Annotated in this window: 26 protein-coding genes and 1 riboswitch; of the genes, 11 read left to right on the top strand and 15 right to left on the bottom strand. The window is 74.1% G+C overall.

Going from position 1 to position 26,994, the window contains the following annotated elements; genetic code table 11:
- Nucleotides 1–54 precede the first annotated feature (54 nt).
- Nucleotides 55–438: a cold-shock protein gene (locus ACFQLX_RS11335; protein WP_386414183.1), complete on the top strand. Its 384-nt coding sequence runs from the start codon at nt 55–57 to the stop codon at nt 436–438.
- A gap of 80 nt (nt 439–518) precedes the next feature.
- Nucleotides 519–1,025 (top strand): DinB family protein, encoded by a 507-nt coding sequence (locus tag ACFQLX_RS11330; RefSeq protein WP_386414182.1) that lies wholly within the window; start codon nt 519–521, stop codon nt 1,023–1,025.
- 44 nt (nt 1,026–1,069) lie between these two features.
- Here the strand turns inward: ACFQLX_RS11330 and ACFQLX_RS11325 are convergent, their stop codons facing one another.
- The 3 genes from ACFQLX_RS11325 to ACFQLX_RS11315 all read right to left on the bottom strand — a co-directional run bounded on the left by ACFQLX_RS11325 (nt 1,070) and on the right by ACFQLX_RS11315 (nt 4,069).
- Nucleotides 1,070–3,121, bottom strand: coding sequence for a HelD family protein (locus ACFQLX_RS11325; protein ID WP_386414181.1), 2,052 nt, complete (start codon nt 3,119–3,121; stop codon nt 1,070–1,072).
- A 247-nt stretch (nt 3,122–3,368) separates the two neighbouring features.
- A complete protein-coding gene (locus tag ACFQLX_RS11320) occupies nt 3,369–3,785 on the bottom strand; it encodes a type II toxin-antitoxin system VapC family toxin (RefSeq protein WP_386414180.1) in 417 nt (138 codons plus the stop codon).
- The gene (locus ACFQLX_RS11315) at nt 3,782–4,069 is read right to left on the bottom strand and encodes a hypothetical protein (RefSeq protein ID WP_386414178.1); all 288 of its coding nucleotides are present in this window, start codon (nt 4,067–4,069) and stop codon (nt 3,782–3,784) included. The genes ACFQLX_RS11320 and ACFQLX_RS11315 overlap by 4 nt, the downstream gene beginning before the upstream one ends.
- Nucleotides 4,070–4,316: 247 nt before the next feature.
- On the opposite strand from ACFQLX_RS11315, the gene ACFQLX_RS11310 reads away from it, so the two are divergent.
- Nucleotides 4,317–4,829 carry a hypothetical protein gene (locus ACFQLX_RS11310; RefSeq protein WP_386414176.1) on the top strand — a complete coding sequence of 171 codons (513 nt, stop codon included), beginning with the start codon at nt 4,317–4,319 and terminating at the stop codon, nt 4,827–4,829.
- 23 nt (nt 4,830–4,852) lie between these two features.
- On the opposite strand, the gene ACFQLX_RS11305 is transcribed toward ACFQLX_RS11310, so the two are convergent.
- From ACFQLX_RS11305 to ACFQLX_RS11295, 3 genes are all read right to left on the bottom strand, one after another.
- Nucleotides 4,853–6,499, bottom strand: a complete 1,647-nt coding sequence (locus ACFQLX_RS11305; protein ID WP_386414175.1) for a DNA repair helicase XPB — start codon at nt 6,497–6,499, stop codon at nt 4,853–4,855.
- A 196-nt stretch (nt 6,500–6,695) separates the two neighbouring features.
- Complete coding sequence (locus ACFQLX_RS11300) at nt 6,696–9,137, bottom strand: helicase-associated domain-containing protein (protein ID WP_386414174.1); 2,442 nt, start codon at nt 9,135–9,137, stop codon at nt 6,696–6,698.
- Between the two features lie 102 nt (nt 9,138–9,239).
- Entirely contained in the window at nt 9,240–10,040 is an 801-nt protein-coding gene (locus ACFQLX_RS11295) for a DUF3027 domain-containing protein (protein ID WP_386414215.1), read from the bottom strand.
- 306 nt (nt 10,041–10,346) lie between these two features.
- On the opposite strand from ACFQLX_RS11295, the gene ACFQLX_RS11290 reads away from it, so the two are divergent.
- Genes ACFQLX_RS11290 through ACFQLX_RS11275 form a run of 4 tightly spaced genes read left to right on the top strand, consistent with a single transcriptional unit; the run spans nt 10,347 to nt 13,878 of the window.
- Complete coding sequence (locus tag ACFQLX_RS11290; RefSeq protein WP_386414214.1) at nt 10,347–11,729, top strand: MFS transporter; 1,383 nt, start codon at nt 10,347–10,349, stop codon at nt 11,727–11,729.
- A gap of 27 nt (nt 11,730–11,756) precedes the next feature.
- Nucleotides 11,757–12,266 carry a DUF2771 domain-containing protein gene (locus tag ACFQLX_RS11285; protein ID WP_386414172.1) on the top strand — a complete coding sequence of 170 codons (510 nt, stop codon included), beginning with the start codon at nt 11,757–11,759 and terminating at the stop codon, nt 12,264–12,266.
- Between the two features lie 32 nt (nt 12,267–12,298).
- Nucleotides 12,299–13,024, top strand: a complete 726-nt coding sequence (locus tag ACFQLX_RS11280; RefSeq protein ID WP_386414171.1) for a futalosine hydrolase — start codon at nt 12,299–12,301, stop codon at nt 13,022–13,024.
- Nucleotides 13,021–13,878 carry a 1,4-dihydroxy-6-naphthoate synthase gene (locus tag ACFQLX_RS11275; protein WP_386414169.1) on the top strand — a complete coding sequence of 286 codons (858 nt, stop codon included), beginning with the start codon at nt 13,021–13,023 and terminating at the stop codon, nt 13,876–13,878. The genes ACFQLX_RS11280 and ACFQLX_RS11275 overlap by 4 nt, the downstream gene beginning before the upstream one ends.
- Before the next feature lie 8 nt (nt 13,879–13,886).
- Here ACFQLX_RS11275 and ACFQLX_RS11270 read toward each other — a convergent pair whose 3' ends face one another.
- Nucleotides 13,887–14,597, bottom strand: coding sequence for a copper homeostasis protein CutC (locus ACFQLX_RS11270; protein ID WP_386414168.1), 711 nt, complete (start codon nt 14,595–14,597; stop codon nt 13,887–13,889).
- Between the two features lie 57 nt (nt 14,598–14,654).
- Between ACFQLX_RS11270 and ACFQLX_RS11265 the strand changes: the two genes are divergently transcribed.
- Nucleotides 14,655–15,356 carry an HD domain-containing protein gene (locus ACFQLX_RS11265; RefSeq protein WP_386414167.1) on the top strand — a complete coding sequence of 234 codons (702 nt, stop codon included), beginning with the start codon at nt 14,655–14,657 and terminating at the stop codon, nt 15,354–15,356.
- Here the strand turns inward: ACFQLX_RS11265 and ACFQLX_RS11260 are convergent.
- The 3 genes from ACFQLX_RS11260 to ACFQLX_RS11250 all read right to left on the bottom strand — a co-directional run bounded on the left by ACFQLX_RS11260 (nt 15,353) and on the right by ACFQLX_RS11250 (nt 17,462).
- Complete coding sequence (locus tag ACFQLX_RS11260) at nt 15,353–16,591, bottom strand: Cmx/CmrA family chloramphenicol efflux MFS transporter (protein WP_386414165.1); 1,239 nt, start codon at nt 16,589–16,591, stop codon at nt 15,353–15,355. The genes ACFQLX_RS11265 and ACFQLX_RS11260 overlap by 4 nt on opposite strands.
- A 127-nt stretch (nt 16,592–16,718) precedes the next feature.
- The gene (locus tag ACFQLX_RS11255; RefSeq protein ID WP_386414163.1) at nt 16,719–17,021 is read right to left on the bottom strand and encodes a DUF4031 domain-containing protein; all 303 of its coding nucleotides are present in this window, start codon (nt 17,019–17,021) and stop codon (nt 16,719–16,721) included.
- A 15-nt stretch (nt 17,022–17,036) separates the two neighbouring features.
- A complete protein-coding gene (locus ACFQLX_RS11250) occupies nt 17,037–17,462 on the bottom strand; it encodes a hypothetical protein (RefSeq protein WP_386414162.1) in 426 nt (141 codons plus the stop codon).
- A gap of 88 nt (nt 17,463–17,550) precedes the next feature.
- On the opposite strand from ACFQLX_RS11250, the gene ACFQLX_RS11245 reads away from it, so the two are divergent.
- Together ACFQLX_RS11245 and murQ are read left to right on the top strand one after the other, a co-directional pair.
- Nucleotides 17,551–18,492 (top strand): MurR/RpiR family transcriptional regulator, encoded by a 942-nt coding sequence (locus tag ACFQLX_RS11245; RefSeq protein ID WP_386414161.1) that lies wholly within the window; start codon nt 17,551–17,553, stop codon nt 18,490–18,492.
- Between the two features lie 145 nt (nt 18,493–18,637).
- The gene (murQ, locus tag ACFQLX_RS11240; protein WP_386414160.1) at nt 18,638–19,573 is read left to right on the top strand and encodes an N-acetylmuramic acid 6-phosphate etherase; all 936 of its coding nucleotides are present in this window, start codon (nt 18,638–18,640) and stop codon (nt 19,571–19,573) included.
- 43 nt (nt 19,574–19,616) lie between these two features.
- On the opposite strand, the gene ACFQLX_RS11235 is transcribed toward murQ, so the two are convergent.
- The 5 genes from ACFQLX_RS11235 to thrC all read right to left on the bottom strand — a co-directional run bounded on the left by ACFQLX_RS11235 (nt 19,617) and on the right by thrC (nt 25,660).
- Entirely contained in the window at nt 19,617–21,110 is a 1,494-nt protein-coding gene (locus tag ACFQLX_RS11235) for a PTS transporter subunit EIIC (protein ID WP_386414159.1), read from the bottom strand.
- A 171-nt stretch (nt 21,111–21,281) separates the two neighbouring features.
- Nucleotides 21,282–22,904 carry a chaperonin GroEL gene (groL, locus tag ACFQLX_RS11230; protein ID WP_386414158.1) on the bottom strand — a complete coding sequence of 541 codons (1,623 nt, stop codon included), beginning with the start codon at nt 22,902–22,904 and terminating at the stop codon, nt 21,282–21,284.
- A 373-nt stretch (nt 22,905–23,277) separates the two neighbouring features.
- Nucleotides 23,278–23,484, bottom strand: a complete 207-nt coding sequence (locus tag ACFQLX_RS11225; protein WP_005486335.1) for a cold-shock protein — start codon at nt 23,482–23,484, stop codon at nt 23,278–23,280.
- A 487-nt stretch (nt 23,485–23,971) separates the two neighbouring features.
- The gene (locus ACFQLX_RS11220; RefSeq protein WP_386414157.1) at nt 23,972–24,250 is read right to left on the bottom strand and encodes a MoaD/ThiS family protein; all 279 of its coding nucleotides are present in this window, start codon (nt 24,248–24,250) and stop codon (nt 23,972–23,974) included.
- A gap of 60 nt (nt 24,251–24,310) precedes the next feature.
- Nucleotides 24,311–25,660, bottom strand: coding sequence for a threonine synthase (gene thrC / locus ACFQLX_RS11215; RefSeq protein WP_386414156.1), 1,350 nt, complete (start codon nt 25,658–25,660; stop codon nt 24,311–24,313).
- Between the two features lie 15 nt (nt 25,661–25,675).
- Nucleotides 25,676–25,820, bottom strand: a riboswitch (SAM riboswitch).
- 166 nt (nt 25,821–25,986) lie between these two features.
- Here thrC and ACFQLX_RS11210 point away from each other — a divergent pair.
- Nucleotides 25,987–26,955 (top strand): glucosyl-3-phosphoglycerate synthase, encoded by a 969-nt coding sequence (locus ACFQLX_RS11210; RefSeq protein ID WP_386414155.1) that lies wholly within the window; start codon nt 25,987–25,989, stop codon nt 26,953–26,955.
- Nucleotides 26,956–26,994 lie beyond the last annotated feature (39 nt).

The raw sequence follows: 26,994 nt of genomic DNA, 5'->3' as shown, positions 1-26,994 counted from the left end.
TAGATACAGGGAACTGCGGCGCGGGTGCGGGGCAGGTCGAGAAGGGACAGTGCTTTGCCGACTGGCAAGGTCAAGTGGTTCAACAGCGAGAAGGGCTTCGGCTTTCTCTCCCGCGACGACGGCGCGGACGTCTTCGTGCACTCCTCCGTCCTGCCCGCCGGTGTCGAGAGCCTCAAGCCCGGCCAGCGCGTGGAGTTCGGCGTGGTCGCCGGCCAGCGCGGCGACCAGGCCCTCTCCCTCATCCTGCTGGAGGCGGCTCCCTCGGTGGCCGCCGCCCAGCGCCGCAAGCCCGACGAACTGGCCTCGATCGTCCAGGACTTGACCACGCTCCTGGAGAACGTGACCCAGCAGCTGGAGCGCGGCCGCTACCCGGACAAGGCCCACGGCCGCCAGATCGCCGGCATGCTGCGCGCGGTGGCCGACCAGCTCGACGTCTGACGCCCGCCCCTGCGGGGGCGTCCCGCGGGTACGCCGTAAACGCATCGACAGCGCCCCGCCCGTCGGGGATGCTCTCCCCGATGACGAGAATCGACGATATTCCGCCCGCCTGGGACGAACGCGCCCAGCTCACCACCTTCCTCGACTACGCGCGCGACGCCGTCCGTGCCAAGTGCGAGGGCGTCTCCGAGGAGAGCGCCCGCACGGCGCTGCTGCCGGGGTCGCCGCTGATGACGCTGAGCGGGGTGGTCAACCACCTGCGCTGGGTCGAGTACTACTGGTTCCAGGTCGTCTTCCTCGGCGAGGAGGACCAGGGGCCCTGGACGGAGGAGGACCCCGACCGCGAGATGCGGATCGCGGTCGACTTCCCGCTCGCCCAGCTGCTCAGCGAGTACGCCGAACAGAGCGCGCGCTACCGCGAGTTGGCCGCCGCACACGAGCTGGACACCCGGGCCGCGCGCCCCACCCGGGGCGACGTCCGCGTGGACCTGCGCTGGATCCTCCTGCACCTCACCGAGGAGACCGCCCGCCACAACGGGCACCTGGACATCCTGCGCGAGCTGCTCGACGGGGCGACCGGGCGCTGAGATCCGCCCGGGGGGCGCCGGCCCACCGGCCGGCGTCCCCCGCCCTACGCCGCCAGCTGCTCCGGCAGTTCCTCCGCGTGCAGCACCGTCAGGCCCGACACCGCGCGGGTCAGGCAGACGTACAGGCGCCGCAGGCCGGTGCGTTCGTCCGGTTCGCCCGCGACGATCGACGCCGGGTCGTCCAGGACCACGTAGTCGTACTCCAGGCCCTTGGCCAGGGAGGCCGGGACCAGGGTCAGGCGGGCGTCGGCGGTGGTCTCCTCACCCGGGGCGAGGTGGGGCAGGCCCGACTCGGTGAGTGCGGCGCCCAGTCGGGGGCAGCGGGCGTCCGCCGCGATCAGGCCGACCGAGCCCTCGCGCTCCAGCGCCGCCACGCAGGCCCGTACCACCTCGGCGTCCAACTCCCCGGCTGGCAGCGGTCGTACGACCAGGTCGCCCTCCGACTCCCGGATGGACGTGGCCTCCTTCAGACCCGGCGCGATCGACGGGAGCAGGCGCGAGGCGTAGGCGATGACCGCGCGCGGGACGCGGAAGCCCGTCGTCAGCTCCTCGACCTGCGCGCCCGCCTTGCCCAGGTGCTCCAGCGCCTCCTCCCAACTGGCCGTCGCCCACGGGGTGGTGCCCTGTGCGATGTCGCCCAGGACGGTCGCCGAGCCGGTGGTGCAGCGCCGGCCCACCGCCCGGTACTGCATCGGGGAGAGGTCCTGCGCCTCGTCCACCACCACGTGGCCGAGCGAGGGGGTGCGCTCGACCAGGTCCCGCACCTCGTCGATCAGCACGGCGTCCGCCGCGGACCACTTGGCGCTGCGGACCGAGCGCGCGGGCTTGTCCCACAGCAGCAGCCTCTGCTCCTCCTCGCTCAGTACGCCCGCCGCGCACCGCGCCAGGAACTCCGCGTCGCCCAGCAGCCGCAGCACCAGCTTCGCCGGGTCCACGGCCGGCCACGCCTCCTTGACCGCCGCCTTCACCGCCGCGTTGCGCGCCACCGCGTCCTGCACCCGGTCATCGGGGGCCTCCCCGGCCCGTTCCATCCGGACCAGGACGGCGTGCGCGATGCGCTGGGGCAGCGCCTCGCGGGCGGCCCCGTAGCGGATGTCGCGGTCGAGCAACTCGCGGACGGTCTCCTGCAGTTCGTACGCCGGTACGCGCCAGCGCCGCGAGCCCCGTACCACCACGACGGTCTCGGTCGGCATCGTCACGCCGTCGTAGACCGCCCGGCGCAGCACCTGCGCCAGCCGGGCGTCGCCCTTGAGCGTGGCGGTGGCGGCGGAGTCGCTGCCGCGTACCTCCACGTGCGCCACCAGGTCGTCCACGGTGGCCTGCTTGACCTCCAACTCGCCGAGCGCCGGGAGGACCTGCTCGATGTAGCGCAGGAAGGAGGCGTTGGGTCCGACGACGAGCGTGCCGGTGCGGGCCAGGCGCTCGCGGTGCGCGTACAGCAGGTACGCCACCCGGTGCAGGCCCACGGCGGTCTTGCCGGTGCCGGGCGCGCCCTGGACGCAGACGGTGCCGCCGATGCCGGCGCGGACGATCTCGTCCTGCTCGGGCTGGATGGTCGCCACGATGTCGCGCATCGGGCCGACGCGGGGCTTCTCGATCTCGCTTTGGAGGAGCCGGGAGGCGTGCGCGTCCTCGGTGGGGTCGGTGAGGTGCTCGTCCTCGTACGCGGTCAGCTCGCCGCCGGTGTAGCCGAAGCGGCGGCGCAGGGCGATGTCCATCGGCTCGGTCTTCGACGCCCGGTAGAAGGGCTGGGAGACGGGAGCGCGCCAGTCGATGACCATCGGGTCGCCCTCGGCGTCGTGGACGTGGCGGCGCCCGATGTAGAACTGCTCCCCCTCCGCCCCCTCGGCCTGCTCGGCCCCTGGGGCGTGCAGGTAGTCGAGCCGGCCGAAGAAGAGGGGGGTGTGGGCGAGGTCGGCGAGCGCCTTGATCCGGGCGTCGACCTGGCTCCGCAGCACGGCGGCGTTCACCCAGTTGGCGGTGACGTCGCGGATGTCGAGGGCCTCGACGTCGGCGCGCATGGCGCGCAGGGCGGCGCGGGACTCGGTGAGGTGGGTCTGTTCCCGCTGGAGGGGGTCGTGGCTGGGGTCGGACATGACGGTGGTGCCTCCGGGCGTACGCAGGGCGACGCGGCGCTGTGGGGCCTCAAGGTCTTGAGGAGCAGCACGGCGCCGCGTGCGGAGAAGCTTGCGGATTCCCGGCCGGTTTCCGTCCGGCCGGCGGCACTCGCGGCATGGGGCATCCCCTGCTCAAAGAGCTTGGGGAAAGCCGTCGAGGCGGGGCAGACGCGCGACCTTACACGAGTCCGCACCCCCGGGCGACCGGTTATCGCGGCCCTCCCGACTACGCCCCCGCCGGCCGCACAAGGGCGACGACCTCCACCAGGCCGTCCAGGCCGTGGAAGTCCTTCGGGTTCGCCGTGTAGAGAGGGAGTCCGTTGCCTGCGGCTGTCGCGGCGATCATCAGGTCGGCCGCACGGCTGCGCCGCTTGCGTCCCGCGGCGATCACGGCGGCGCACATCCGCCCGTACATCCTGGCCGCCTCGCGGTCGTACGGGAGGGGGTCGAAGGTGGCCTCCACATGCTGGAGCACCGCCATGCGCGCAGCCCGTCTGGCCGGGTCGTCGGTGGCGTGGGGTCCGTGGGAGAGCTCGCCGAGCGTGACCGCGGTGATCAGCAGCTCCTCCGGGAGCGCGGCGGGGTCGTAGGCTGCCAGCGCGGCGATGACGTTCGTGTCGAGAACGCCCTCGGGGTGGGTCACAGCCCCGTCCCCTCGTAGGGATCGCGCGTCTCCTGGGCCACGGTGGCGTCCAGGTCGCCGCGCAGGCCGTCGGCGTCGAGCAGCGGCGCTGTCGCGAAGATCGCGAGGGCCTCGTCCCTGGGGACGGACCGCCGACGGCGGATGGGAATCATCTGGGCGAGCGGCTCGCCGTTGAGGGTGAGTACGTAGGGACGACCCTGGCGCAGGCCACGCGTGACGGCGCCGGAGTCGGCGACGAACTGGCGCACGCTGACACCTGTGGGGGGGCGCTTGGGACCGGTCATGAAGCCAGGATAGCGTGGAGTACCACGCCGTGGTACGGGTGCGGGGCGTCGATCTCCGCTCGCTGGACGGCAGCGGCCCCGGCACGCGGTCCGCGCCGGGGCGCACCGCACACACGAAGGGGAGTCCCGGCCTCCGCCTCAACGCAACCTCAAACTTCGATCATGCCGTTGACCTGGGAAATCTCACGGTCCTACAGTCCGCGTACCGGCCTCTCCACTGGAAGGGCCCAGGGGGAGAGCAGGTCCCATGTCGCGTTCCGTCCAGCCCAGTTCCGCACGCCGCGCCCCGGCCATCGCGGTCGCCGTCCTCGCGGTCACGGCCGCTGCGGCCGGTTGCTCCGCGGAGGGTGCGCGCACCGCCACCCCCGAACGGCCGGCCGCCGCGCCCCGAGCCGCCTCCGCGGTCAGGGCGGCGGACCCCGTACCGGACGGCGGGGTGCACGCCGACTCCGTCACCAGGGCGCCCGCGCTCGTGGACGGGGAGCGCCTGATCGTGCGGGCCGCCGCGCGGCACGGAAGCGCCACCGTTCCCGTCGATCACACCCGCATCACCAGCGGGAAGGTGGCCGTCCTCATCAACTGCCAGGGCAGCGGCACCGTTCACGTCGCCCTCGGATCCGAGGTGGCATTCGACCAGCCGTGCACGGAGGGCGAGGTCACCGCCACCTACAACGTGGTGAAGGACACCCTCGCGAACGTCACCGCCCTCACCGTGCAGGCGCCCCCAGCCGTCCACTGGTCGGTAACCGTCGGCACCTGAGCCAACGCCGCCGACGCGGACAACTACTCCGCCAGGACCTCCGTCGCGTCCACGATCCGGTACGCGTAGCCCTGTTCCGCCAGGAAGCGCTGGCGGTGGGCCGCGAAGTCCTGGTCGACGGTGTCGCGGGCCACCACCGAGTAGAACGTCGCCTGGTGGCCGTCCTCCTTGGGGCGCAGGACGCGGCCCAGGCGCTGGGCCTCCTCCTGGCGGGAGCCGAAGGTGCCGGAGACCTGGATGGCGACGGTGGCCTCCGGCAGGTCGATGGAGAAGTTCGCCACCTTGGAGACGACCAGCACGCTGATCTCCCCCTCCCGGAAGGCGTTGAAGAGCTTCTCGCGCTGCGCGTTGGACGTCTCGCCCTTGATGACGGGCGCGTCCAGGTACTCGCCCAGCTCGTCCAGCTGGTCGATGTACTGCCCGATGACCAGCGTCTGCTGCCCGGCGTGCCTGCGCACCAGCGCCTCGGCGACCTTGCGCTTGGTGGCGGTGGTGGCGCAGTAGCGGTACTTGTCCTCCGTCTCGGCCGTCGCGTACGCCAGCCGCTCGCTGTCGGTGAGGTCCACGCGGACCTCCACGCAGTCGGCCGGCGCGATGTAGCCCTGCGCCTCGATCTCCTTCCACGGGGCGTCGAAGCGCTTGGGCCCGATGAGGGAGAAGACGTCCGACTCGCGCCCGTCCTCCCGTACGAGCGTCGCGGTCAGCCCGAGGCGGCGCCGCGCCTGGAGGTCGGCGGTGAACTTGAAGACGGGCGCGGGCAGCAGGTGCACCTCGTCGTAGACGATCAGCCCCCAGTCGCGGGAGTCGAACAGCTCCAGGTGCGGGTAGACGCCCTTGCGGCGGGTCGTCAGCACCTGGTACGTGGCGATGGTGACCGGCCGGATCTCCTTCTTCGCCCCGCTGTACTCGCCGATCTCCTCCTCCGTCAGCGAGGTCCGCTTGATCAGCTCGCTCTTCCACTGCCGCGCGGAGACGGTGTTGGTGACCAGGATCAGCGTCGTCGCCTTGGCCTGCGCCATCGCGCCCGCGCCGACGAGGGTCTTGCCCGCGCCGCAGGGCAGCACGACCACGCCCGAGCCGCCGTGCCAGAAGCCCTCGACGGCCTGCTGCTGGTACGGGCGCAGGGCCCAGCCGTCCTCGGCCAGTTCGATGGGGTGCGCCTCGCCGTCGACGTAGCCGGCGAGGTCCTCGGCGGGCCAGCCGAGCTTGAGCAGCACCTGCTTGACCTGCCCGCGCTCGGAGGGGTGCACGGCGACGGTGTCGGGGTCCAGGCGGGCGCCGACCAGCGGCTGGACGCGCTTGGAGCGCAGGATCTCCTCCAGCACCGGCCGGTCGGTGCTGGTCAGGACGAGCCCGTGCACCGGGTGCTTGCTGAGGGTCAGCCGCCCGTAGCGGGCCATGGTCTCGGCGATGTCGACGAGCAGCGCGTGCGGCACCGGGTAGCGGCTGTACTTCACCAGCGCGTCCACGACCTGCTCGGCGTCGTGCCCGGCGGCGCGGGCGTTCCACAGGCCCAGCGGGGTGACGCGGTAGGTGTGGATGTGCTCGGGCGCCCGCTCCAGCTCGGCGAAGGGCGCGATGACGCGCCGGCACTCGTCGGCCAGCTCGTGGTCGACCTCCAGCAGAAGCGTCTTGTCCGACTGGACGATGAGCGGTCCACCACCGGTCACGTGGGAGTCTCCTTGCGTCGCGGGGCTGTCGCGGGCGGTCCCGCACCGGCGCGGGGATCGCGCCGAGGCGGGGGCAAGCGTCCAGTGTCGCTCATCGGCGGGGCTGTGCGCGGACGGTACGGGCACGGACGGTACGGGCACGGGCGGTACGGGCACGGGCGGCCGACGGCCGGACGGCCCTCTGCCGGGCCCGGCGTCAGTCCGCCAGCTCCGCCACCCCCGTGATGCGGTGCAGCGGGTAGGTGCGGACCTCCTCCGCCGTGTGGTCGAAGCCCGTGACGAAGCCGCCCTCGACCCGCAGCGGCGCCAGCACGCGCTGGCTGGCGGCGCCCGCCGCGTCGACGTAGCCGATCCACAGCGGGGTCGCCGTCATGACCGCCGCCTGCATCGAGGCCAGGGTGTCGGCCGCCGAGGTGCGCGGGACGGCGCCGCCGCGGGCGGGCTCGGCGCGCAGGGGGGCCGTCGCCGCCCGGTCTCCGGCGCGCACGGCCCGTACCGCCGCGCCCAGCAGCGTGGCGTCCGGGTGCGGCGGGCCGTCGTGGACGGGGGCGGGTGCCGTACGCGGCGGGGTGCGGGCGGCGTCCGCGCGGGCGACCAGCACCGCGCCGTCGGCGGACTCCGCGGCGGGCGCGTAGCCCATCTCGCGCAGCCGCTCCAGCAGCAGGTCCGGGGGCGCCTGCGAGACGAGCACCGCCGGCGCCAGCCGCCGCAGCCGCAGCTCCGCCGAGCGCCGGTCGGCGAGGATCTCCGTGAGGGTGGCGTCGTCGTCGCAGCGCAGGTAGGCGGAGGCGATCCCGACCCGCAACTGCCCGTGCCGGCGTGCCACATCGTCGATCAGGTAGCTCAGGGGCTGCGGTACGGGCGTACGGGAGTGCGCCGCGAGGAAGTCGTGCAGCTCGGCGGCGCTGCGCCCGGCGTCCAGGGCGCGGCGCACGGAGTGCGGGGTGAAGCGGTAGACCGTCGCGCCGCCCTTGGACTCCACCTCCGCCAGCACGGCGAGCATCCCCGCCAGCGGGCGCTCCAGCGGGCCGGGGGCGATGGCGGTGAGGTCGGCCTGCAGGAGGATGTGGTCCAGCGGCTCGGGCAGCAGCGGGCCCAGGACGCGGGCGGCGGCCGTCTCGGCCGTCGCCGCCTCCAGGGCGGTGGGCGTCTCGCCCGGTCGGCCGAGCAGGGCGCGGCCCTGGGCGGTGAGGGCGCCGCGGCCGGTCACGCCGAGCAGCTCGGCCTCCTCCAGCGCGCTCAGCGCGAGGCGTTCGCGGGCGGCGGCGGCCTCCTCGTTGCGTACGGGACGCTCCCAGCGCAGCCGCGTCAGCAGCGCCTGGGCCGGGACGGCGCCGCCCATGGGGCCTCCCGTGCTCGGAGAACCTGGGGTGGGGGCGGGCGCGGCGAGCAGCTCCAGCATCCGGCGCCGCAGGAGCGGGGCCGCCCCCCGGTCCATGCCGTCGCCCAGGACGGCCAGCGCGCGGCCCTTGGCGTCGCGGCCGCCGGCCAGGGCGGGGACGCGGGTGGCGGTGAGCCAGGCGGCGGCCAGTCGCGCCCAGCGCTGCTCGGTGGGCCGCTCCAGCCAGTCGTCGTAGGCGGGGGTGGGGGCGTAGCGCTCGTCGGAGGCGCCGTCGGAGGCCAGCAGCCCGGCGGCGTAGACGAGTTCGACCCAGAAGGCGGCCACCGGCTCGGGTACGTCGAGCAGCACCGCCGCCCGCTTGAGGTCGCGCACGCTCAGGCCCCCGGAGCGCAGCACGGCCGGCGGGGCGCTGCCCCAGGCGGTGAGCAGCTCCTCGACGGTGCCGAGCGCGCCCAGCGCCTGCGCGGCGCCGGCGGCGTCGGCCTCCCCCTGTGCGATCACGGCGGGGTCGAGCGGCGGGGGCAGCGGTTCGGGCGTACGGTGCACGCGCCCGCCGCGCAGCTGGAGCCCGGCCTCGCGGGGCAGCACGACGTGGCCGGGCGCGGAGGGCAGCAGCAGCCCCCGGTCCAGCAGCCAGCGCACGGCCGGGGAGGGGGCGGCGGAGACGGTGCCGTGGGGCGGGCCCCAGGTGAGCCGGTCGAGGATCTCGATGGCCTCCGGCGGGGCGCCGGTCAGCAGCTCCACCATCCGGGGGCGGTCCTGGAAGAGGGCGCTGAGCGCCTCCCCGGCGGAGACCGGGTCGTGGGTGGCGGGCAGGCCGGCGGTGGACAGGATGGTCTGCAGCCGGCCCGGCGACATCCCGGCGACGGCCTCCCCGGCGGGCGGGCCCAGGCCGGTCGGCGAGGGCGAGCCGAGCAGTTCGCGCACGGTGCGCACCAGGCGCAGGCGCTCGTCGCCCCCCCAGACGAGGGCCCGTTCGCGCAGGGTCGCGACCGCGCGGGGCAGGGCTTCCTCGATCGCGCTGTCACCGCTGTCGCCGCTGAGGAGGCCGAGGAGTTCCTCGTACGAGCAGAGGTCCGGCGCGACGGCCAGCGCCTCCGCCGCCTGCAGGGCGAACCGGTCCAGGCCCTCCAGCGCGCGCAGCACGGAGGCGCGGGTGCCGGCCCGGGTCGCGAGCTGCGTCAGATCACCCGGAACGGGCGTCAGCAGATCGGGTCGGGCGCGAAGCAGCGCGGCAAGGGAGTCGTCGGTGCGGGATCGGAGATCCTCCGCGAGCGTACGAGGGGGGCTGCTCATCCGCCCCACGATACGTGGACGGCAAGGGGCGGACACCGCAACGGCGATTCCCCGGCCGGGTCCGGGGGCGCCGGGGCGCGGACGGGGAACTCCGTACAGGACCTACACGAGCGGGTCGGCGCCGAGGGAGTCCAGCACGGGCGGGGAGGGGCGCTGGGGCTTGGGGACGACGGCGGCCTCCGAGTGCGCGCCGCAGCCGTAGTCGAGGGCCACCACGCGGCCGTCGGCCGGGGAGAACTCGTTGGCGCAGACCCCGAACGCCTGCCGCAGCGAGCCGGCCATCGGCACCAGGAAGGCGCAGCTGATGCACGGCGCGGGGGCGGCCTGCGCCATCAGCGACTTGTTGCCGAACTCCTCCGACCAGCGGTCGGCCGCCGAGTACAGCCCGTAGCGGGAGAGGACCCGGGGGCGGGCCATGCCGATCTCCTCCGCGACCACGCCGATCTCCGCGCGGCGCGGGGACGCCTCGCCGGGGGCGGGCTCGGCGATCTCGGGGGCGGCGTTGGGCGGCGGGGCGTCCTCGCCGGAGACGCCCGGCTCCAGGCGCAGGTCGTCGGCCTCGGTGGGCAGCAGGTCGCCGGGGCCCAGGTCGCCCGGCTGCAGGCGCTCGCTCCACGGCACCCACTCGGGCGCGAGCATCGCCTCGGCGCCGGGCAGCAGCACCGCCTCGTCCAGGGTGACGAGCTTGGCGCGCGAGGCGCGGGCCACCGTCACCGCCCAGCGCCAGCCACGGTAGCCGGGCAGCGAGCAGGCGAAGAAGTGCGTGACGACGCGCTCGCCGTCGGGCTCGGCGATCACTCCGAGGTGCTCGCCGACCACCTCGAAGCCCGCCGTCTCCACGGCCGCCTCCCGGGCCAGCTCCACGGCCTCGGCACACAGGCGGTCGGGGGTGCGGCTTCGCATCGCAGCGCTCACAGGAATCGATTCTCTCGTCACTAAAGGGCCGGGCCGTCCGTCGCACATCAAGCTCGCAGCGGAGCGGACCGAGGGACCGCATCAACGCGCGCGCTCAATGACAACCGAACAACCCCTTCACCCTACCTCCCGCCGGTGAGTGCTTGCCGGGGTTGCGGCGCCCGGAGCACGCGGTGGGTTCCCCGGGCGCGGGGGCGGGGTGGGCTCCGTCGGCATCGCATACGGGGTGCCGTGCGGCACTATGGCTGGGTGGTCACGGACGAGACCGGCACGTCGGCGGACCGGCCCTCGCGGATGCGGCGGGCCGGGAGCGCGCTGCGCCGGGGCGGGCGGGCCACCGGGCGGGCGGCGGGCGCCGTGGGGCGGGCCGTGAGCCGGCCCGTCACCGGGACCGGGCGGCGTATCCGAAAAGCCACGCACGCGCAGGGCGCCGGGGAGACCGGGCTCGGACGGCTGATCGAACTGCACGCGGTGAACGCCGCCGGCGACATGATGATCACCATCGCCCTGGCCTCCACGGTGTTCTTCTCCGTCCCCACCGACCAGGCGCGCGGCCGGGTGGCGCTCTACCTGCTCGTCACCATGGCGCCCTTCGCCCTCCTCGCCCCCGTGATCGGCCCGCTGCTGGACCGCGTCCCGCACGGCCGCCGCGCCGCGATGGCGGCGACGATGCTGGGGCGCGCGTTCCTGGCGCTGGCGATGGCGGGCGCGGTGACGACCGGCTCGCTGGAGCTGTACCCGGCCGCGCTGGGCGTACTGGTGGCGTCCAAGGCGTACGGCGTGGTGCGCTCGGCGGTGGTGCCCCGGCTGCTGCCCCCGCGGATCTCGCTGGTGAAGGCGAACTCCCGGGTCACGCTCTCCGGGCTGCTGGCCACCGGCGTGGCCGCCCCCGTCGGCGCGGGGCTGCAGGCGATCGGGCCGCGCTGGCCGCTGTACGGGGCGTTCGTCATCTTCGTCATCGGCATGTTCCTGTCGTTCTCCCTCTCCCACGACGTGGACTCCGCGCGCGGGGAGGACCGGGCGCTGCTGGCCTCGGGGGTGTCCTCCGACCGGCCGGGCCCCCTGCGCGTGCCGCCCAAGCCCGGCCTGCGCACCGTCGGCCCCTCCGTGCTGCACGCCCTGCAGGCCAACGCGACCCTGCGCTGCCTGTCGGGCTTCCTCACCTTCTTCCTCGCCTTCCTGCTGCGCGGCCACCCGCCCGGCGGGCTCTCCCCGGAGCTGACGCTGGGTCTGGTGGTGGTCGCGGCGGGGGCGGGCAACGCGCTGGGCTCGGTGTTCGGCTCCTGGCTGCGCGACCGGGGCCCGGAGCTGATCATCGCGGTGCTGCTGGGCTTCGCGCTGAGCGCCGCCGTCTGCGCGGCGTTCCTCTACAGCCTGCCGGCGGTCGTCGGGCTGGCCGCCTCGGCGGGGCTCGCCCAGTCGCTGTGCAAGCTCTCCCTGGACGCCCTGATCCAGCGCGACGTGCCCGAGCGGGTCCGTACCTCCGCCTTCGCCCGTTCGGAGACGATCATGCAGCTGGCCTGGTGCGCGGGCGGCGGCATCGGCATCCTCCTCCCCCTCAACGGCACCCTGGGGATGGCGGTGGCCGCCGCGCTGGTGGCGGTGGGGGCCGCGGTGGCCGTACGCGGACTGCTGGACGCCGCCAGGCGCGGCACGCCCCACCCCCACGCCGCGTGATCGGACGAGACCGGTAGCCTGCCCCCTATGAGCACGCATCCCTTCCGCAGCCTCTCGCTCGGCACGAGCCGCCGCGTCGCCGCAGCCGCCGGTGTCGCCGCCATGTCCGTGGCCCTCCTCGCCGCCTGCGAGAAGCCGACGCCCGTCGCCCAGCTGACGGTCGGCGACCGGACCGTGACGTCGGAGGCGGCGTGCTACGGGCACGGGGAGCCCCTGGCGCAGGCGAAGCTCATGAAGTGCCTCACCAAGTCGGACGCGGAGTCCATCACCCTCTCCCCGTCCGAGGAGCTGCGCATCGGCGTGGACCCGGACGTCGCGGACACGGGCTGGTACCTGCTGGTCAACGGCAACCCGTACTACCCCGTGAAGATCAAGGACACGTACTTCACCCTCAAGGGCGAGAACGTGCTCTACGACCAGCAGGCCGGCGGCTTCGCCGACAAGGTGCGCATCCAGATCGTGGAGACCGGCGCCAAGGGCAAGCAGATCACCGGCGCCGAGGGCGTGTGGAACTTCGTGGTGAAGGGGAAGTCCTGACGGACTTCGGGGGCGGCTTTCCCGGGCCCGCGATGAGCGCGCCCCGTGTCCTGATCGCCACCGCCGTGGCCGCCGAGCGCGACGCCGTCGCGGCGGTGCTCGCGGGGCGGCCCTCCTTCGAGGTGCGGGCGGTGGGCGTGGGTCCCGCCGCCGCCGCCGCGGGGACGGCGTTCGCGCTGGCCGAGGCGGAACGCTCTGACCTGGGGGCGTACGCGCTGGTCGTCTCGGCCGGGATCGGGGGCGGTTTTCCCGGGCTCGCGCCGGTGGGCTCCCTGGTGGTCGCCGAGCGGATCGTCGCGGCGGACCTGGGGGCCGAGACCCCGGAGGGTTTCGCGTCGGTGGCCGAGCTGGGCTTCGGCGCCGTCGAGCACCTGCCGCCCGCCGCTCTCGTACGGGGGCTGCCCGGCGCGGTACGCGGGGCGGTGCTCACCGTCTCGACCGTCACGGGCTCCGCCCGCCGCGCGGCCGAGCTGCGCGAGCGGTGTCCCGGTGCGGTGGCGGAGGCGATGGAGGGCTTCGGGGTGGCGGAGGCCGCCGCCCGGTGGGGCGTGCCCGTACTGGAACTGCGCGGGATCTCCAACGCAGTGGGCCCCCGCGATCGCGGCGCCTGGCGGATCGGGGAGGCCCTCGCCGCGCTGGGGCAGGGCTGCGGCGCGCTGCCGGCGGCGGTGGACGCCTGGCTGACCGGGGCCGTACCCGGCGGGGAGCGCGACGGGGAATCCGACGGGGAATCCGACGAGAAGGAGCGCCTGCGATGAGCGACGACCGGCTGCGGATCGCCTACTCCCCCTGCCCCAACGACACCTTCGTCTTCCACGCCTGGGCGCACGGGCTGCTGCCCGAAGCGCCGCCGATCGACGTGGAGTTCGCGGACATCGACGTCACCAACGCGCGGGCCGAGCGCGGCGAGGGCGACATCCTGAAGGTCTCCTACGCGGTCCTGCCGTACGTCCTGGACACCTACGCCCTGCTGCCCTGCGGCGGCGCGCTGGGCCGGGGCTGCGGTCCGCTGGTGCTCACCCGCGGGCCGGCCGACCCCGTCGACCTGGCGGGCCGTACGGTCGCCGTGCCCTCCGAGCGCTCCACCGCCTACCTGCTCTTCCGGCTCTGGGCGGCGGCGGAGGTGCCCGGCGGGGTGGGCGAGGTGGTCGTCCTGCCGTTCCACGAGATCATGCCGGCGGTGCGCGACGGCCGCGTGGACGCGGGCCTGGTGATCCACGAGGCGCGCTTCACGTACCGGGACTACGGGCTGCACCGCGTCGCCGACATGGGCGAGCACTGGGAGGCCGCGACCGGGCTGCCGATCCCGCTGGGCGCGATCATCGCCAAGCGCTCGCTGGGCGGCGGGACGCTGGCCCGGCTGGCGGCGGCGGCGCGCGCCTCGGTGCGCCGTGCCTGGGCGGACCCGGAGGCGTCGCGGGAGTACGTGCGCGCGCACGCGCAGGAGATGGACCGCGCGGTGGCGGACCAGCACATCGGGCTGTACGTCAACGAGTTCACCGCCGACCTGGGCGCCGACGGCTACGCGGCGGTCCGGGGGCTGCTGACCCGGGCGGCGGCGGAGGGCCTCGTACCGGCGGTGGAGGCTTCGGCGCTGCGGCCGGTGGGCTGAGCCGCGGCTCAGCTCCCGCCGTCCACCAGCGTGCGCCAGCGGCGCACCGCCGCCGCGTCGACCGGGCCGCTCCAGCCCTGCGGGCGGACGGGGCCGCCGACGTGGAAGGCGTCGATGCCGGCCGCTCGTAGGGCGGGGACGTGGGTCTCCTTCAGGCCGCCGCCGACCAGGGTGCGCGGGATGCGGGGCCATGGGGTGTCCCCTGCTTGGGGAAAGGTCGCGGCCTCCGCGCGCAGGGTGTCGAGGCCGTGGGCGACGCCCTGCGCGGAGCCGGCGGTCAGGTAGGTGTCGAGGCCGGGGAGGCCGGCGAGGGCGGCGCGCAGTTTCGTACGGTCGGCGGCGCGGTCCAGGGCGCGGTGGAAGGTCCAGGGGGCGCCGTCGAGGGCTTCGGTGAGCGCCGTGAGGGCGGGCAGGTCGGGGGCGCCGTCGGGGGTGAGGAAGCCGAGGACGAACTCCCGTGCTCCGGCCGCCCGCAGCTCGCGGGCCGACTCCGCGAGAGCGTCCACGTCGCCCGCCGCGAAGCCGTCCGCCGCGCGCAGCATCACCCGTACGGGCAGGTCGACGGCCTCGCGGACGGCCGCGAAGACCGCCGGGTCGGGGGTGAGTCCGTCCGCGGCCATGTCCGCCACCAGCTCCAGGCGGTCGGCGCCGCCCTCCTCGGCGGCGCGGGCGTCGCGCGCGTCCAGGGCGATGACTTCGAGGAGCACTGGTCTAGACATGTATGCCAGCCTCCCACACCCGTGCGCGGCGCCACCTGCGGTGGGCACAATGGGCGCATGGTCCCAGCAGCTCCGCAGCCGCCGATCGATCCCGCCGCTGCCTCCGACGAGGAGGATCTCGTACGGCGCTGGGGCGCGACCGTCGTACGTACGGGCGCGCAGGACACCCCCGACCCCGCGCCGTACGCGCGCAAGCTGCTGGAGCGGTGGGCGGAGCCCCAGCGGCGCTATCACACGGTGGACCACCTGCGCGCCGTGCTGGACCGCGTCGCGGAGATCGAGGGCGCGGGGGCGTACGCGGACGACCGCGCGGCGGTGGAGCTGGCGGCCTGGTTCCACGACGCGGTCTACCGGCCCGACCGCAGCGAGAACGAGGAGCGCAGCGCCCACCTCGCCGAGCGGGCGCTGGCGGAGCTGGGGCTGGACGCGGGGCTGACGGCGGAGGTCGCCCGCCTCGTCCGCCTGACCGTGGCACACGACGCGGCCGACGGCGACCGCAACGGCGCCGTACTCTGCGACGCCGACCTCGCCGTGCTGGCGGGGACCCCGCAGGAGTACGCGGCCTACGCGGCGGCGGTGCGCGCGGAGTACGCCTTCGTACCGGACGCGGACTTCCGGGCCGGCCGCGCGGAGGTCCTGCGCCGGCTCCTCGCCCTGCCCCGCCTCTTCCGCACCCCGTACGGGGCGGAGCACTTCGAGCAGCGCGCCCGCCACAACGTACGCACGGAGCTGGAGCTGCTGGCGGCGGGCGGCTCCTAGGAAGCGGCCTCCGCCGTGCGCTCCAGCTCCGTCGAGCGCGCCACCACCCGGCTCCCCCGGCCCGCCCGCGATTGCAGCGCCACGCCGCCCACGCCCAGGGTCGCCAGCAGGGCGCCCGTCCACGCGGTCGCCGGGTAGCCCAGGCCCGCGCTGATGACCAGGCCGCCGAGCCAGGGGCCGATCGTGTTGCCGATGTTGAACGCCGAGGTGTTGGTCGCCCCGGCGAGGGTCTGGGCCTCGTGGGCGATGTTGAACATGCGGGCGTTGAGCGCGGGCGCCGTCATGAAGAGCGTGGCGCCCATCAGGCCGGTGAGGGAGACGACCGCCCAGGCGTACTCGGCGAGCAGCGCCACCAGCGCCAGGACCACGGCGGAGGAGGCGAGGCCCGCGTACATCGTGCCGATCAGGTTGCGGTCGGCGATCCGGCCGCCCACGACCGTACCGATCAGGGCGCCCGCGCCGAAGACGACCAGCACGACGGGCACCCAGCCCTCGCCCAGCCCGGTCACGTCGGTGAGCAGCGGGGCGAGGTAGGAGAAGAAGGCGAAGGAGGAGGCGGCGAAGAGGGCGATGGTGACCAGGACGAGCCAGACCTGCGGGTTGGCGTAGATCCGCAGCTCCTGGCGCAGGCGCGGCGGCTCCTTCGGTACGGGCACGCGCGGCACCAGCGTCAGCACGCCCACCACGGCCACCACCGTCATCAGCGCCACCGCCCAGAACGCCGAGCGCCAGCCCCAGAGCTGGCCGAGGACCGCGCCGCCGGGGACGCCGACGACGTTGGCGACGCTGAGCCCGCCGATCATGATCGCCATGGCCTTGGCGCGGGCGCTCGCGGGGACCATGGATATCGCCACCGCCGCGCCGACCGCCCAGAAGCCGGCGCAGGCCAGCGCGCTGACCACGCGGGTGGCGAAGAGGACGGCGTAGGAGTCGGCGACCGCGCCCACCACGTGCCCGGCGCCGAAGAGCAGCAGCAGCCCGGTCAGCGTCGCCCGGCGCGGCAGCCGCAGGGTGGCGGCGGCGAGCAGCGGGGCGCCGACGACCATGCCGATCGCGAAGGCGGAGATGAGCAGTCCGGCGCGGGGGATGGAGACGTCCAGGTCGCGGGCGACCTCCGGGAGGAGGCCGGAGAGCATGAACTCGCTGGTCCCGAGGGCGAAGACGCTGAGCCCCAGCACGTAGACGGCGGCGGGGACGCGGGCGGGCGGGGTGGCTGCGGGGGGTGGTGCGGGCATGAGGGTGCCAACCAGGTGCATCCGACATGTATTCCGGCGGCGGAGGCGGTGGCGGACATCCGCCCGCGGCGGGGGCGGCGCGCCGGTGCCGTGCCGTCCGGTTGCGAAGCCCGCTCACCGCGCTCGTTTACGGTGCCTGCTCACGGCGCCCGCCCACCGCGCCCGTTGACGAAGCCCGCTTGCGCCGCCGCAGTCCCGCCGCCGTGAGCCGGGCCACCAGCTCGCGGGAGCCGACCTCCACCGCGCCGAGCCGGACCGCGTCCGCGTACCGCGTCGAGGGCAGGTCGTAGTGGTCACGCTCGAAGGCGCGCGGCGGCACGCCCAGGCGGCGGGCGAAGTCGTGCAGCTCCGCCAGCGAGCTGTCGCTGACGAGGTGGGACCACAGCCGCCCGTGCCCCGGCCAGTCCGGCGGGTCGATCAGGATGGCCACCGGGCCGCCAGCCGCTCAGGCACGCCCGAAGAGCGCCGGGCCCAACCGCCCCACCGGCGCCACCGAGGTGCCGGTCTCCCCGCACACCCAGTGCGGGTCCGCGCCCAGCTCCGGCTCCACTTCCAGCGCGTGCGGCCCCTCGTCGTCGGTGTCCGTGCAGACGGGGCACAGCGGCCAGCGGCCGTGCTTGTCCTGCACGGCCTCCTTCACGTCCTGGGCGACGAGCCCCGTGACGTACGCCACGCCCTCGGGCCACTGCTCCACCCACCAGCGGCGGTGGGCCACCGACTCCTCCAGCATCGACACCGCGTCGGCGCCGGCGAGGTCGGCCGCGCCCAGGTCGGCCAGCACCAGCGCGCGGGCGAGGTGCAGGGCCTGCTCCAGGCCGGGGACGCCCGGGGCGCCGGAGTCGTCGAGGGCGGCGGGGGTTTCGCTCTCCATGGGGGCATTCTTCCCCACGGGGGACGGCGCCGCGGGGTTGTCCACAGGGGGGTTGACGCCCGCCGCGGCTGAAAATACCTTTCATGGCGTGAGCTACAGCGTGAAGGAAACTTTCAGTGCGCCGGGTCGGAGCCCCCTCCCGCCCCGGGGGGCCGTGCCGCCCGCCCCGGGCGCGCTCGCGGCCAAGGTGCGCACGGTGGGGCCGTCCATGACGCGCTCGATGCAGCGGGTCGCCGAGGCCGTCGCCGGCGATCCGGCGGGCTGCGCCGCGCTCACGGTCACGGGGCTGGCCGAGCGTACGGGCACGTCGGAGGCGACCGTCGTGCGCACCGCGCGGCTGCTGGGCTATCCGGGCTACCGCGATCTGCGTCTCGCGCTGGCCGCCGCGGCGGCCCAGCAGGAGGCCGGCCGCGCGCCCGCCGTCACGGCGGACATCGCCGTCGACGACCCGATCGCGGACGTGGTGGTGAAGCTCGCGCGCGACGAGCAGGAGGCCCTCGCCGACACGGCCGCCGCGCTGGACCCGGTGCAGCTGGAGGCGGCGGTCGCGGCGATGACCGGCGCCCGGCGCATCGATGTCTACGGGATAGGGGCGTCCAACCTCGTCGGCCAGGACCTGGTGCAGAAGCTGCTGCGGATCGGCGCGCTGGCCCACGCCCCCGCCGACCCCCACCTGGCCGTGACGAACGCGGTGCAGCTGCGCGCCGGCGACGTGGCGATAGCCATCACGCACTCGGGGCGCACGGCGGACGTCATAGAGCCGCTGCGGGTCGCCTTCGACCACGGCGCCACGACCATCGCGATCACGGGCCGCCCGGACGGCCCCGTCGCGCAGTACGCGGACCACGTGCTGACCACGTCCACGGCCCGCGAGAGCGAGCTGCGCCCGGCGGCGATGTCCAGTCGCACGGGCCAGCTGCTCGTGGTGGACTGCCTGTTCATAGGCGTGGCCCAGCGCAGCTACGAGCGGGCGGCCCCGGCGCTGGCCGCCTCGTACGAGGCACTGGCCCACCGCCACAGCGCGACCTGACGCGACGCCCGGCACGCACTCTCGCCGCACGGCGGCCTTGGACAGGTGGCTCCGCCACATGACCAAGACCACCGCACACCGAGAGCACGCACCGGACGCCGCTAAGCCCACCTAACGACCGAACTGACGAAAGAGCCGCCACCGTATGTCCACCACCGCTGACCCGGCAGAGCTGCGCCGCCAGTTGGAGACGATGACGACCGAGGCGTTCCGCCCCGAGCTGTCGGAGATCGACCGGCTGCCGACGCTGGAGATCGCGCGTCTGATGAACGGCGAGGACGCCTCCGTCGCCGCCGCCGTCGCCCGGCGGCTGCCCGAGATCGCCGCGGCCATCGACGCGGCGGCCGAGCGGATGGCCCGCGGCGGCCGGCTGGTCTACCTGGGCGCGGGCACGGCGGGGCGGCTGGGCGTGGTGGACGCCAGCGAGTGCCCGCCGACCTTCGCCACCGACCCCTCGCGCGTCGTCGGCCTGATCGCCGGCGGCGAGACGGCGATCCGCAGCGCCGTGGAGGGCGCGGAGGACAGCCGCGAGCTGGCGGCCGAGGCGCTGGACGCGCTGGGCGTCGGCCCCGACGACACGGTGGTGGGGATCTCCGCCTCGGGCCGTACGCCCTACGCGGTCGGCGGAGTGGAGCACGCCCGCGCGCTCGGCGCGCTGACCGTCGGGCTGTCCTGCAACGCCGGCTCGGCGCTGGCCGCCGCCGCGGACCACGGCATCGAGGTGGTCACCGGACCCGAACTGATCGCGGGATCCACGCGGTTGAAGGCCGGCACGGCGCAGAAGCTCGTCCTCAACATGATCTCGACGCTCACGATGATCCGGCTGGGCAAGACGTACGGGAACCTGATGGTCGACGTCCGCGCCTCGAACGAGAAGCTGCGCGCCCGCTCCCGCCGGATCGTCGCGCTGGCGACCGGCGCGGCGGAGGAGGAGGTCGAGCGGGCGCTGGCCGCGACGGACGGCGAGGTCAAGCCGGCCATCCTGACCCTCCTGGCCTCGGTCGACGGCCCCACGGCGGTGGAGCTGCTGGCGGCCTCGGGCGGCCATCTGCGGGCGGCGCTGCGGGCGGCGGTCTCGTAGGGGGCAGGGGGCGGGCGTACGGGACGGCCCGCCCGCGCGTACGTCAGCTCCGCAGCTCCGCGGAGGCCGCCGGCGCCTCCTGCGGGGTGAGTGCGCGCAACGACTCCTTCGTGAAGCCGAAGGCGTACGTCGCCATGAAGCCCGCGACATAGCCGGCGGCCAGCCCCGCCGCGTAGACCGTCGCGGCCTTCGCCAGGCCGTCGGCGCCCGACAGCAGCGGGAAGAGCGCCCAGCCCGAGGGGCCGATCGCGGTCGCGCCCGCCGGGGCGCCCCACATGCCGAGCATGCCCAGCACCCCGCCGCCGACCGCGCCGCCCACGCAGGCGGTGGCGAACGGCCGCCCGAGCGGCAGCGAGACGCCGTAGATCAGCGGCTCCCCGATGCCCAGCAGCCCGGCCGGGAGCGCCGATCGGATGGTGCGGCGGATCGACTCGTTGCCGCGCAGCCGCAGGTAGACCGCGACGGCCGCGCCGACCTGGCCGGCGCCCGCCATCGCCAGTACGGGCAGCAGCACGGTGTAGCCCTGCTGCTCGATGAGGGTGGCGTGGATGGGGATGAGCGCCTGGTGCAGCCCCAGCATGACCAGCGGCAGGAAGAGCCCGCCCAGGACGAAGCCGGCCGGCGCCCCGCCGGCGGTGAGCAGCCAGCTCGCGACGTGCCCGATGGCCTCGGCGGCCTCACCGGCGGCGAGCATCAGCACGTACAGCGTCGTCAGCCCGGAGACGAGCACCGTCAGCGTCGGGGTGACCAGCACGTCCAGCGCCTCGGGCACCCACCGCCGGCACCACTTCTCCACCTGGACGGCGAGCAGCGCCGCCGCGAGCGCGCCCAGGACGCCGCCCTGGCCGGGGGCGAGGTGGTGGCCGAAGACCTCGACCTTCGCCACGCCCGGGTAGACGATGACCGCCGCGACCGCGCCGCCCAGGACGGGGGTGCCGCCGAACTCCTTGGCGGTGTTGATGCCGACGAAGACCGCCAGCAGCGACATGAAGCCGGAGGCGACGGCGGCGAGCGCGGGGACGAGCGAGCCGGCCCAGGGGGCGTGGCCGGTGGTGTGCAGGTTGGCGAGCAGTCCCGCGAGGCCGGCGATGATGCCGCAGCCGATGAGCGCGGGGATGAGGGGGACGAAGACGGCGGCGATGCGGCGCAGCGCCAGCTTCACGGGGGTGGCGTTGCGCTGCTTGCGCGCGTCCCGCAGCGCGGCGCCCCGGGCGGCCAGTTCCTCGGCGCCGCGGGGGGTGTCGGCGGTGTTGACGGCCCCTGCCTCGGATGATGCCCCGTCAGAGCCGAGCAGCGTCTCGAACTCCTCGGTCACGCGGGCGACACGACCGGGTCCCAGCACCACCTGGTACGTGCCCTCGTCGACCACGACGCCCAGCACCCCGGGGACCTCCCGCACCCCGGCGTCGTCCACCAGGGCCGGATCGCGCAGGGACAGGCGCAGCCGGGTCATGCAGTGGGCGACCCCGGAGACGTTCGCGGGGCCGCCGACGAGCGCGAGCAACCGCTCGGCGGTGTCCCGGTGTTCGGCGCTCATCCGGCGGCCCGCTTCCCGTACCCGAGGTGGTGATCACGCAGCTCCATCCCTGGACGATAACCACACAAACCACGCGGGAAGGGCTGCCACGCCCCGGTGCACAGCACGAAGGGCGGCACCTCCCCGACCGGGGAGGTACCGCCCTCGTGAAGGACAGTCGAGTCGTCAGACTCAGAAGTCCATGTCACCGCCCGGCATGCCGCCGCCGGCCGGAGCGGCGTTCTTCTCCGGCTTGTCGGCGATGACGGCCTCGGTGGTGAGGAACAGCGCGGCGATCGACGCGGCGTTCTGCAGCGCGGAACGCGTCACCTTCGCCGGGTCGATGATGCCGTTGGCGATCATGTCGACGTAGTCGCCGGTGGCGGCGTTCAGGCCCTCACCGATGGGAAGGCTGCGCACCTTCTCCACCACGACGCCGCCCTCAAGGCCGGCGTTCACGGCGATCTGCTTCAGCGGCGCCTCAAGCGACTTGCGCACGATCTCGGCACCGGTGGCCTCGTCACCTTCGAGGTCGAGCTTGTCGAAGGCGTCGCCCGCCTGCAGCAGGGCCACGCCGCCGCCGGCGACGATGCCCTCCTCGACGGCCGCCTTGGCGTTGCGCACGGCGTCCTCGATGCGGTGCTTGCGCTCCTTGAGCTCCACCTCGGTGGCCGCGCCGGCCTTGATCACCGCGACACCGCCGGCCAGCTTGGCCAGGCGCTCCTGCAGCTTCTCGCGGTCGTAGTCCGAGTCGGAGGACTCGATCTCGGCACGGATCTGGTTGACCCGGCCCTGCACGGCCTCGGAGTCGCCGGCGCCGTCGACGATCGTGGTCTCGTCCTTGGTGACGACGATCTTGCGGGCGCGGCCCAGCAGGTCCAGGCCCGCGTTCTCCAGCTTGAGGCCGACCTCCTCGGAGATGACCTGGCCGCCGGTGAGGATGGCGATGTCGTTCAGCATGGCCTTGCGGCGGTCGCCGAAGCCCGGGGCCTTGACGGCGCAGGACTTGAAGGTGCCGCGGATCTTGTTGACGACGAGCGTGGAGAGCGCCTCGCCCTCGACGTCCTCGGCGATGATCAGCAGCGGCTTGCCCGTCTGCATGACCTTCTCCAGCAGCGGGAGGATGTCCTTCACGCTGGAGATCTTGGAGTTGGTGAGCAGGATGTAGGCGTCCTCCAGGACGGCCTCCATGCGCTCCAGGTCCGTGACGAAGTACGCCGAGATGTAGCCCTTGTCGAAGCGCATACCCTCGGTGAGCTCCAGCTCCAGACCGAAGGTCTGGGACTCCTCGACGGTGATGACGCCTTCCTTGCCGACCTTGTCCATCGCCTCGGCGATCAGGTCGCCGATCTGCGTGTCGGCGGCGGAGATGGAGGCGGTGGAGGCGATCTGCTCCTTGGTCTCCACGTCCTTGGCCTGCGCCAGCAGGGCGGCGGAGACGGCCTCGACGGCCTTCTCGATGCCGCGCTTGAGGGCCATCGGGTTGGCGCCGGCGGCGACGTTGCGCAGGCCCTCGCGGACCAGCGCCTGCGCCAGGACGGTCGCGGTCGTCGTGCCGTCACCGGCGACGTCGTCCGTCTTCTTCGCGACCTCCTTGACCAGCTCGGCCCCGATCTTCTCGTACGGGTCCTCGAGCTCGATCTCCTTGGCGATGGAGACGCCGTCGTTGGTGATCGTGGGGGCGCCCCACTTCTTCTCCAGGACGACGTTGCGGCCCTTGGGGCCGAGGGTGACCCGGACGGCGTCGGCGAGCTGGTTCATGCCGCGCTCGAGGCCGCGCCGTGCCTCTTCGTCGAACGCGATGGTCTTGGCCATGTGAAGTGGTCCTCCCAGGATGAGTGGGCATCCCCCGCCCGAACGGGTCGGGACGTGGGGACGGATTGCTCCGGACCGCGCTGGCGCCCGCGACGGACGGCCCGCGCCGGGGGCGGATCCCTGCTCCGCCCCTCGCGGACCTCACCGAACTCCGGTCCTGTCTGTTGTCACTCTCACGGGGAGAGTGCTAACGCCAATGATTAGCACTCGGGGTGGTCGAGTGCAAGCGGATCCGGGACGCACGCAGGGCCCGCACCGGCCCCGCGCAGGCCACAGGCCCGCATCCCTCCCCGGATGCGGGCCTGTGACCGTGCGCTGTCGTGCGGTTGTACGTAGCCGTGTGGTCGTGCCGTGGCCGAACGCGCTGCGAAGCTCAGCCCGCTGCGAGGCGGACCATGTCCGCCTGCGGCCCCTTCTGGCCCTGCGAGATCTCGAACTCGACCCGCTGGCCTTCCTCGAGGGTGCGGTAGCCGTCCATCTGAATCGCGCTGTAGTGGACGAAGACATCCGCACCACCGTCGACCGCGATGAAGCCGTAGCCCTTCTCCGCGTTGAACCACTTGACGGTGCCCTGAGCCATTCCTTACTCCCCTATTGCCGGCCCTTACACAGGTCCGCACTCCGCGGCCCCGGGTCAGACCTCACCCCCCGACCGCCTCCCAACACCTGGGAGGGGTACGCCGGAACGCGTCGACCGCCGCTGAATGTATCCGCACAGATGCCCAGTGCAACAGGCCATTCGGACGAGAAATCTGGACACGCCGGATCGCCCTTTGTCGCCTCAAGTACCGTATTGGCCGGGCAAATCGGGCCGGGCATAGCCCGCCAACACGACAATTCACGCACCTGTTCACGGCACAACTTGTCGCGTTCTCATATGCGTCGGGCATGGTCCATCCGGCGGACGTCCAACAGAGAGGCCGGGAACGCCCCAACCCTACCGCCACCGGGCCCGTGCCCCGTGCCATCCGGTGCTTCCCCGGCCCCGTCCGGCCGGCCGCGGACAGCACGACGCGCCCCGCCGGTACGGGAGTCCGGCAGGGCGCGTCGTACGAGGGGAGGACGGGTCAGCAGCCGCCCGCGACGGCCGGGATGATCGAGATGCCGGCCCCGTCGGGCGTCGCGGTCTGCAGGCCCTCGGCGAAGCGGACGTCGTCGTCGTTGACGTAGACGTTGACGAACCGGCGCAGTTTGCCCTGGTCGTCCAGCACCCGCGCGCCGATGCCGGTGTGCCGGCGCTCCAGGTCGGCCAGCACCTCGGCGAGGGTGGCGCCCTCGGCGGCGACCTCGGAGGCGCCGCCGGTGTAGGTGCGCAGGATGGTGGGGATACGGACGTTCACACTCATGGGGCGGTGCCTCCGAAAGGATCAGAAGTACGGGGAGGAGGAAGGGGGTGGGGGTGCGGCTCAGACGAGGCCGGCGGCGCGGAAGGCGTCCAGGCTGGGCTTGATGGTCGCGGCCAGGCCGGTGGTCGGCGCCACCGCGTCGAGCGTCTTCAGCCCGTCGCCGGTGTTGATCGCCACCGTCGTCTCATCCGGGGAGATCCGCCCGTCGGCGACCAGCCGGGCCAGTACGCCGAAGGTGACCCCGCCGGCGGTCTCGGCGAACACGCCCTCGGTGCGGGCGAGTTGCTTGATCGCCTCGACCACCGCCGCGTCGTCCACGTCCTCCACCGCGCCGCCGGTGCGCCGCGCGATGTCCAGCACGTAGGGCCCGTCGGCCGGGTTGCCGATGGCCAGGGACTTGGCGATGGTGTCGGGCCGCACCGGGCGTACCACCTCGTGGCCGTCCTTGTAGGCCCGCGAGACCGGCGAGCAGCCCTGCGCCTGGGCGCCGAAGATGCGGTAGGGCCTGTCCTCGACCAGGCCGAGCGCGATCAGCTCCCTGAGCCCCTTGTCGATCTTCGTCAGCTGGGAGCCGGAGGCGACGGGGATGACGAGGTTGTCGGGCAGCCGCCAGCCGAGCTGCTCGCAGATCTCGTAGGCGAGGGTCTTGGAGCCCTCGGCGTAGTACGGGCGCAGGTTGACGTTGGTGAAGCCCCAGCCCTCGCCGACCGGGTCGCCGATCAGCTCCGAGCAGAAGCGGTTGACGTCGTCGTAGGTGCCCTCGATGCCCACGACCGAGCCCCCGTAGACGGCGGCCATCAGGATCTTGCCCTGCTCCAGGTCGTGCGGGATGAACACGCAGGAGCGCAGCCCCGCGCGGGCGGCGGCGGCGCCCACCGCGCCGGCCAGGTTGCCGGTGGAGGAGCAGGAGAGCGTGGTGAAGCCGAAGGCGCGGGCGGCCTCGACGGCGATGGCGACGACGCGGTCCTTGAAGGAGTGCGTCGGGTTGCCGGAGTCGTCCTTGACGAACAACCTCCCCGGCCGGACGCCGAGTTCGGCGCCGAGGCGGTCGGCGCGGATCAGGCGGGTGAAGCCGGGGTCGAGGTTGGGCTTGTCCGCCACGTCGGCGGGGACGGGCAGCAGCGGGGCGTAGCGCCAGATGCTGCGCGGGCCGGCCTCGATGCGGGCGCGCAGCGCCTCGGGGTCGCCGGCCGGCAGCTCGTAGGCCACCTCCAGCGGGCCGAAGCACTCCTCGCAGGCGAAGACGGGGCCGAGCGCGACGCGGTGGCCGCACTCGCGGCAGGAGAGGGCGGCGGCGGAGCCGAGGTCGACGCCGGAGGCGGCGGACGTATCGGCGGACGTATCGGAGGAGGGGCTGGAAGCGGGGGCGCCTGCGGGGGCACCTACGGAGGCAACTGTCTGGACAGCCATGAGAGCGGAGGCCTTTCCTCATCTTCCCCACGGCGGATCTCGCCACGGGCCGGAATTGGCACCAACTCCGCCGGGGGCCTCTGCATCGCGTGCACAGGTGACCGGTCGGAGGGTTGCCGGGGCTTCAACGGGCCGTTCCCTCTGCCCCTCTGGATGAGCGGTATGAAGTTGTCTCGCGCCGGTGTCTCGCACCGGTGCGTGCTGGGTGACCCCGACATGCGGCGGCCACGGGCGCTGTTCAAGACTGTAACCGACACCCGTGAGGGTTGAGACAGACGTCCGAACCGCGAGACACGTCACATTCGAGGACCCCGGGAGGCGGCACCGTGCTGGACGAGGTGGAGCACTGGCTGCGCGCCCGCTCGTACACGGCGGCGGACCGGCCGCTTCCCGCCCTGCTCGCCGCCAAACGGGCGCTCGGGCCGCAGGGGACGGTCAGCGTGGTGCTGCCCGCGCTCGACGAGGAGGCCACCGTCGGCGCCATCGTCACCGCGATCCGTACGACGCTGATGACGCCGCACTGCCCGCTGGTGGACGAGCTGGTGGTGGTCGACTCCGGCTCCACCGACCGTACGGCCGAGGTCGCGGCGGCGGCCGGCGCGCGGGTGGTGCACCGCGACGCGCTGCTGCCCGCGCTGCCGGCGGTGGCCGGCAAGGGCGAGGTGCTCTGGCGCTCGCTGCTGGCGACCTCCGGGGAGATCGTCGCCTTCGTCGACGCCGACCTGCGCGACTTCGACCCGGTGTTCGTCTCGGGCATCGTCGGCCCGCTGCTCACCGATCCGCGCCTGGCCTTCGTCAAGGCCATGTACGACCGCCCGCTGGAGGGTCCCGCCGGCCAACTCCCCGGCCAGGGCGGCCGGGTGACGGAGCTGGTGGCGCGCCCGCTGCTCAACCTGCACTGGCCGCTGCTGGCGGGCTTCGTCCAACCGCTCGGCGGGGAGTACGCGGCGCGCCGCCCGCTGCTGGAGCGGCTGCCGTTCCCGGTCGGCTACGGCGTGGAGCTGGGCCTGCTGGTGGACACCCTGCACCTGGTCGGCCTGGACGCGATGGCGCAGGTCGACGTCGGGGTACGCCACCACCGCCACCAGGGCGGCCAGGCGCTGGGCCGGATGGCGGCGGCGATCTACCGCACGGCGCAGTCGCGGCTGGCGCGCGGGCCGCTCGTACGCTCCCGCCTCACGCAGTTCGACCGCTCGCCGCAGGGCGGCTTCACGCCCCGTACGCATGAGGTGGACACGCAGGAGCGCCCGCCGATGCTGGAGGTCGAGGAGTACGCGCGGCGCCGGGCGGCGTGATCCCCGCGGCTCGGGCCTACGTTTGACGCGGCGTCACGG

The organism is Streptomyces polyrhachis (assembly GCF_042663125.1).
Classification (GTDB): Bacteria; Actinomycetota; Actinomycetes; order Streptomycetales; family Streptomycetaceae; genus Streptomyces; species Streptomyces polyrhachii.
The sequence above is the reverse complement of the archived record's forward strand: the minus strand, read 5'-3'. Positions and strand labels throughout refer to the sequence as shown.

What these genes read in the sequence shown, in the direction of transcription:
- ACFQLX_RS11330 (WP_386414182.1), top strand. Translation starts at nt 519, where the DNA reads ATGACGAGAATCGACGATATTCCGCCCGCCTGGGACGAACGCGCCCAG.
- ACFQLX_RS11270 (WP_386414168.1), bottom strand. Translation starts at nt 14,597, where the DNA reads ATGTCTAGACCAGTGCTCCTCGAAGTCATCGCCCTGGACGCGCGCGAC.
- ACFQLX_RS11325 (WP_386414181.1), bottom strand. Translation starts at nt 3,121, where the DNA reads ATGTCCGACCCCAGCCACGACCCCCTCCAGCGGGAACAGACCCACCTC.
- ACFQLX_RS11280 (WP_386414171.1), top strand. Translation starts at nt 12,299, where the DNA reads ATGAGCGCGCCCCGTGTCCTGATCGCCACCGCCGTGGCCGCCGAGCGC.
- ACFQLX_RS11290 (WP_386414214.1), top strand. Translation starts at nt 10,347, where the DNA reads ATGCGGCGGGCCGGGAGCGCGCTGCGCCGGGGCGGGCGGGCCACCGGG.
- ACFQLX_RS11275 (WP_386414169.1), top strand. Translation starts at nt 13,021, where the DNA reads ATGAGCGACGACCGGCTGCGGATCGCCTACTCCCCCTGCCCCAACGAC.
- ACFQLX_RS11250 (WP_386414162.1), bottom strand. Translation starts at nt 17,462, where the DNA reads ATGGAGAGCGAAACCCCCGCCGCCCTCGACGACTCCGGCGCCCCGGGC.
- ACFQLX_RS11220 (WP_386414157.1), bottom strand. Translation starts at nt 24,250, where the DNA reads ATGAGTGTGAACGTCCGTATCCCCACCATCCTGCGCACCTACACCGGC.
- murQ (WP_386414160.1), top strand. Translation starts at nt 18,638, where the DNA reads ATGTCCACCACCGCTGACCCGGCAGAGCTGCGCCGCCAGTTGGAGACG.
- ACFQLX_RS11300 (WP_386414174.1), bottom strand. Translation starts at nt 9,137, where the DNA reads ATGAGCAGCCCCCCTCGTACGCTCGCGGAGGATCTCCGATCCCGCACC.
- thrC (WP_386414156.1), bottom strand. Translation starts at nt 25,660, where the DNA reads ATGGCTGTCCAGACAGTTGCCTCCGTAGGTGCCCCCGCAGGCGCCCCC.
- ACFQLX_RS11310 (WP_386414176.1), top strand. Translation starts at nt 4,317, where the DNA reads ATGTCGCGTTCCGTCCAGCCCAGTTCCGCACGCCGCGCCCCGGCCATC.
- ACFQLX_RS11225 (WP_005486335.1), bottom strand. Translation starts at nt 23,484, where the DNA reads ATGGCTCAGGGCACCGTCAAGTGGTTCAACGCGGAGAAGGGCTACGGC.
- ACFQLX_RS11260 (WP_386414165.1), bottom strand. Translation starts at nt 16,591, where the DNA reads ATGCCCGCACCACCCCCCGCAGCCACCCCGCCCGCCCGCGTCCCCGCC.
- ACFQLX_RS11315 (WP_386414178.1), bottom strand. Translation starts at nt 4,069, where the DNA reads ATGACCGGTCCCAAGCGCCCCCCCACAGGTGTCAGCGTGCGCCAGTTC.
- ACFQLX_RS11265 (WP_386414167.1), top strand. Translation starts at nt 14,655, where the DNA reads ATGGTCCCAGCAGCTCCGCAGCCGCCGATCGATCCCGCCGCTGCCTCC.
- ACFQLX_RS11235 (WP_386414159.1), bottom strand. Translation starts at nt 21,110, where the DNA reads ATGAGCGCCGAACACCGGGACACCGCCGAGCGGTTGCTCGCGCTCGTC.
- ACFQLX_RS11285 (WP_386414172.1), top strand. Translation starts at nt 11,757, where the DNA reads ATGAGCACGCATCCCTTCCGCAGCCTCTCGCTCGGCACGAGCCGCCGC.
- groL (WP_386414158.1), bottom strand. Translation starts at nt 22,904, where the DNA reads ATGGCCAAGACCATCGCGTTCGACGAAGAGGCACGGCGCGGCCTCGAG.
- ACFQLX_RS11295 (WP_386414215.1), bottom strand. Translation starts at nt 10,040, where the DNA reads ATGCGAAGCCGCACCCCCGACCGCCTGTGTGCCGAGGCCGTGGAGCTG.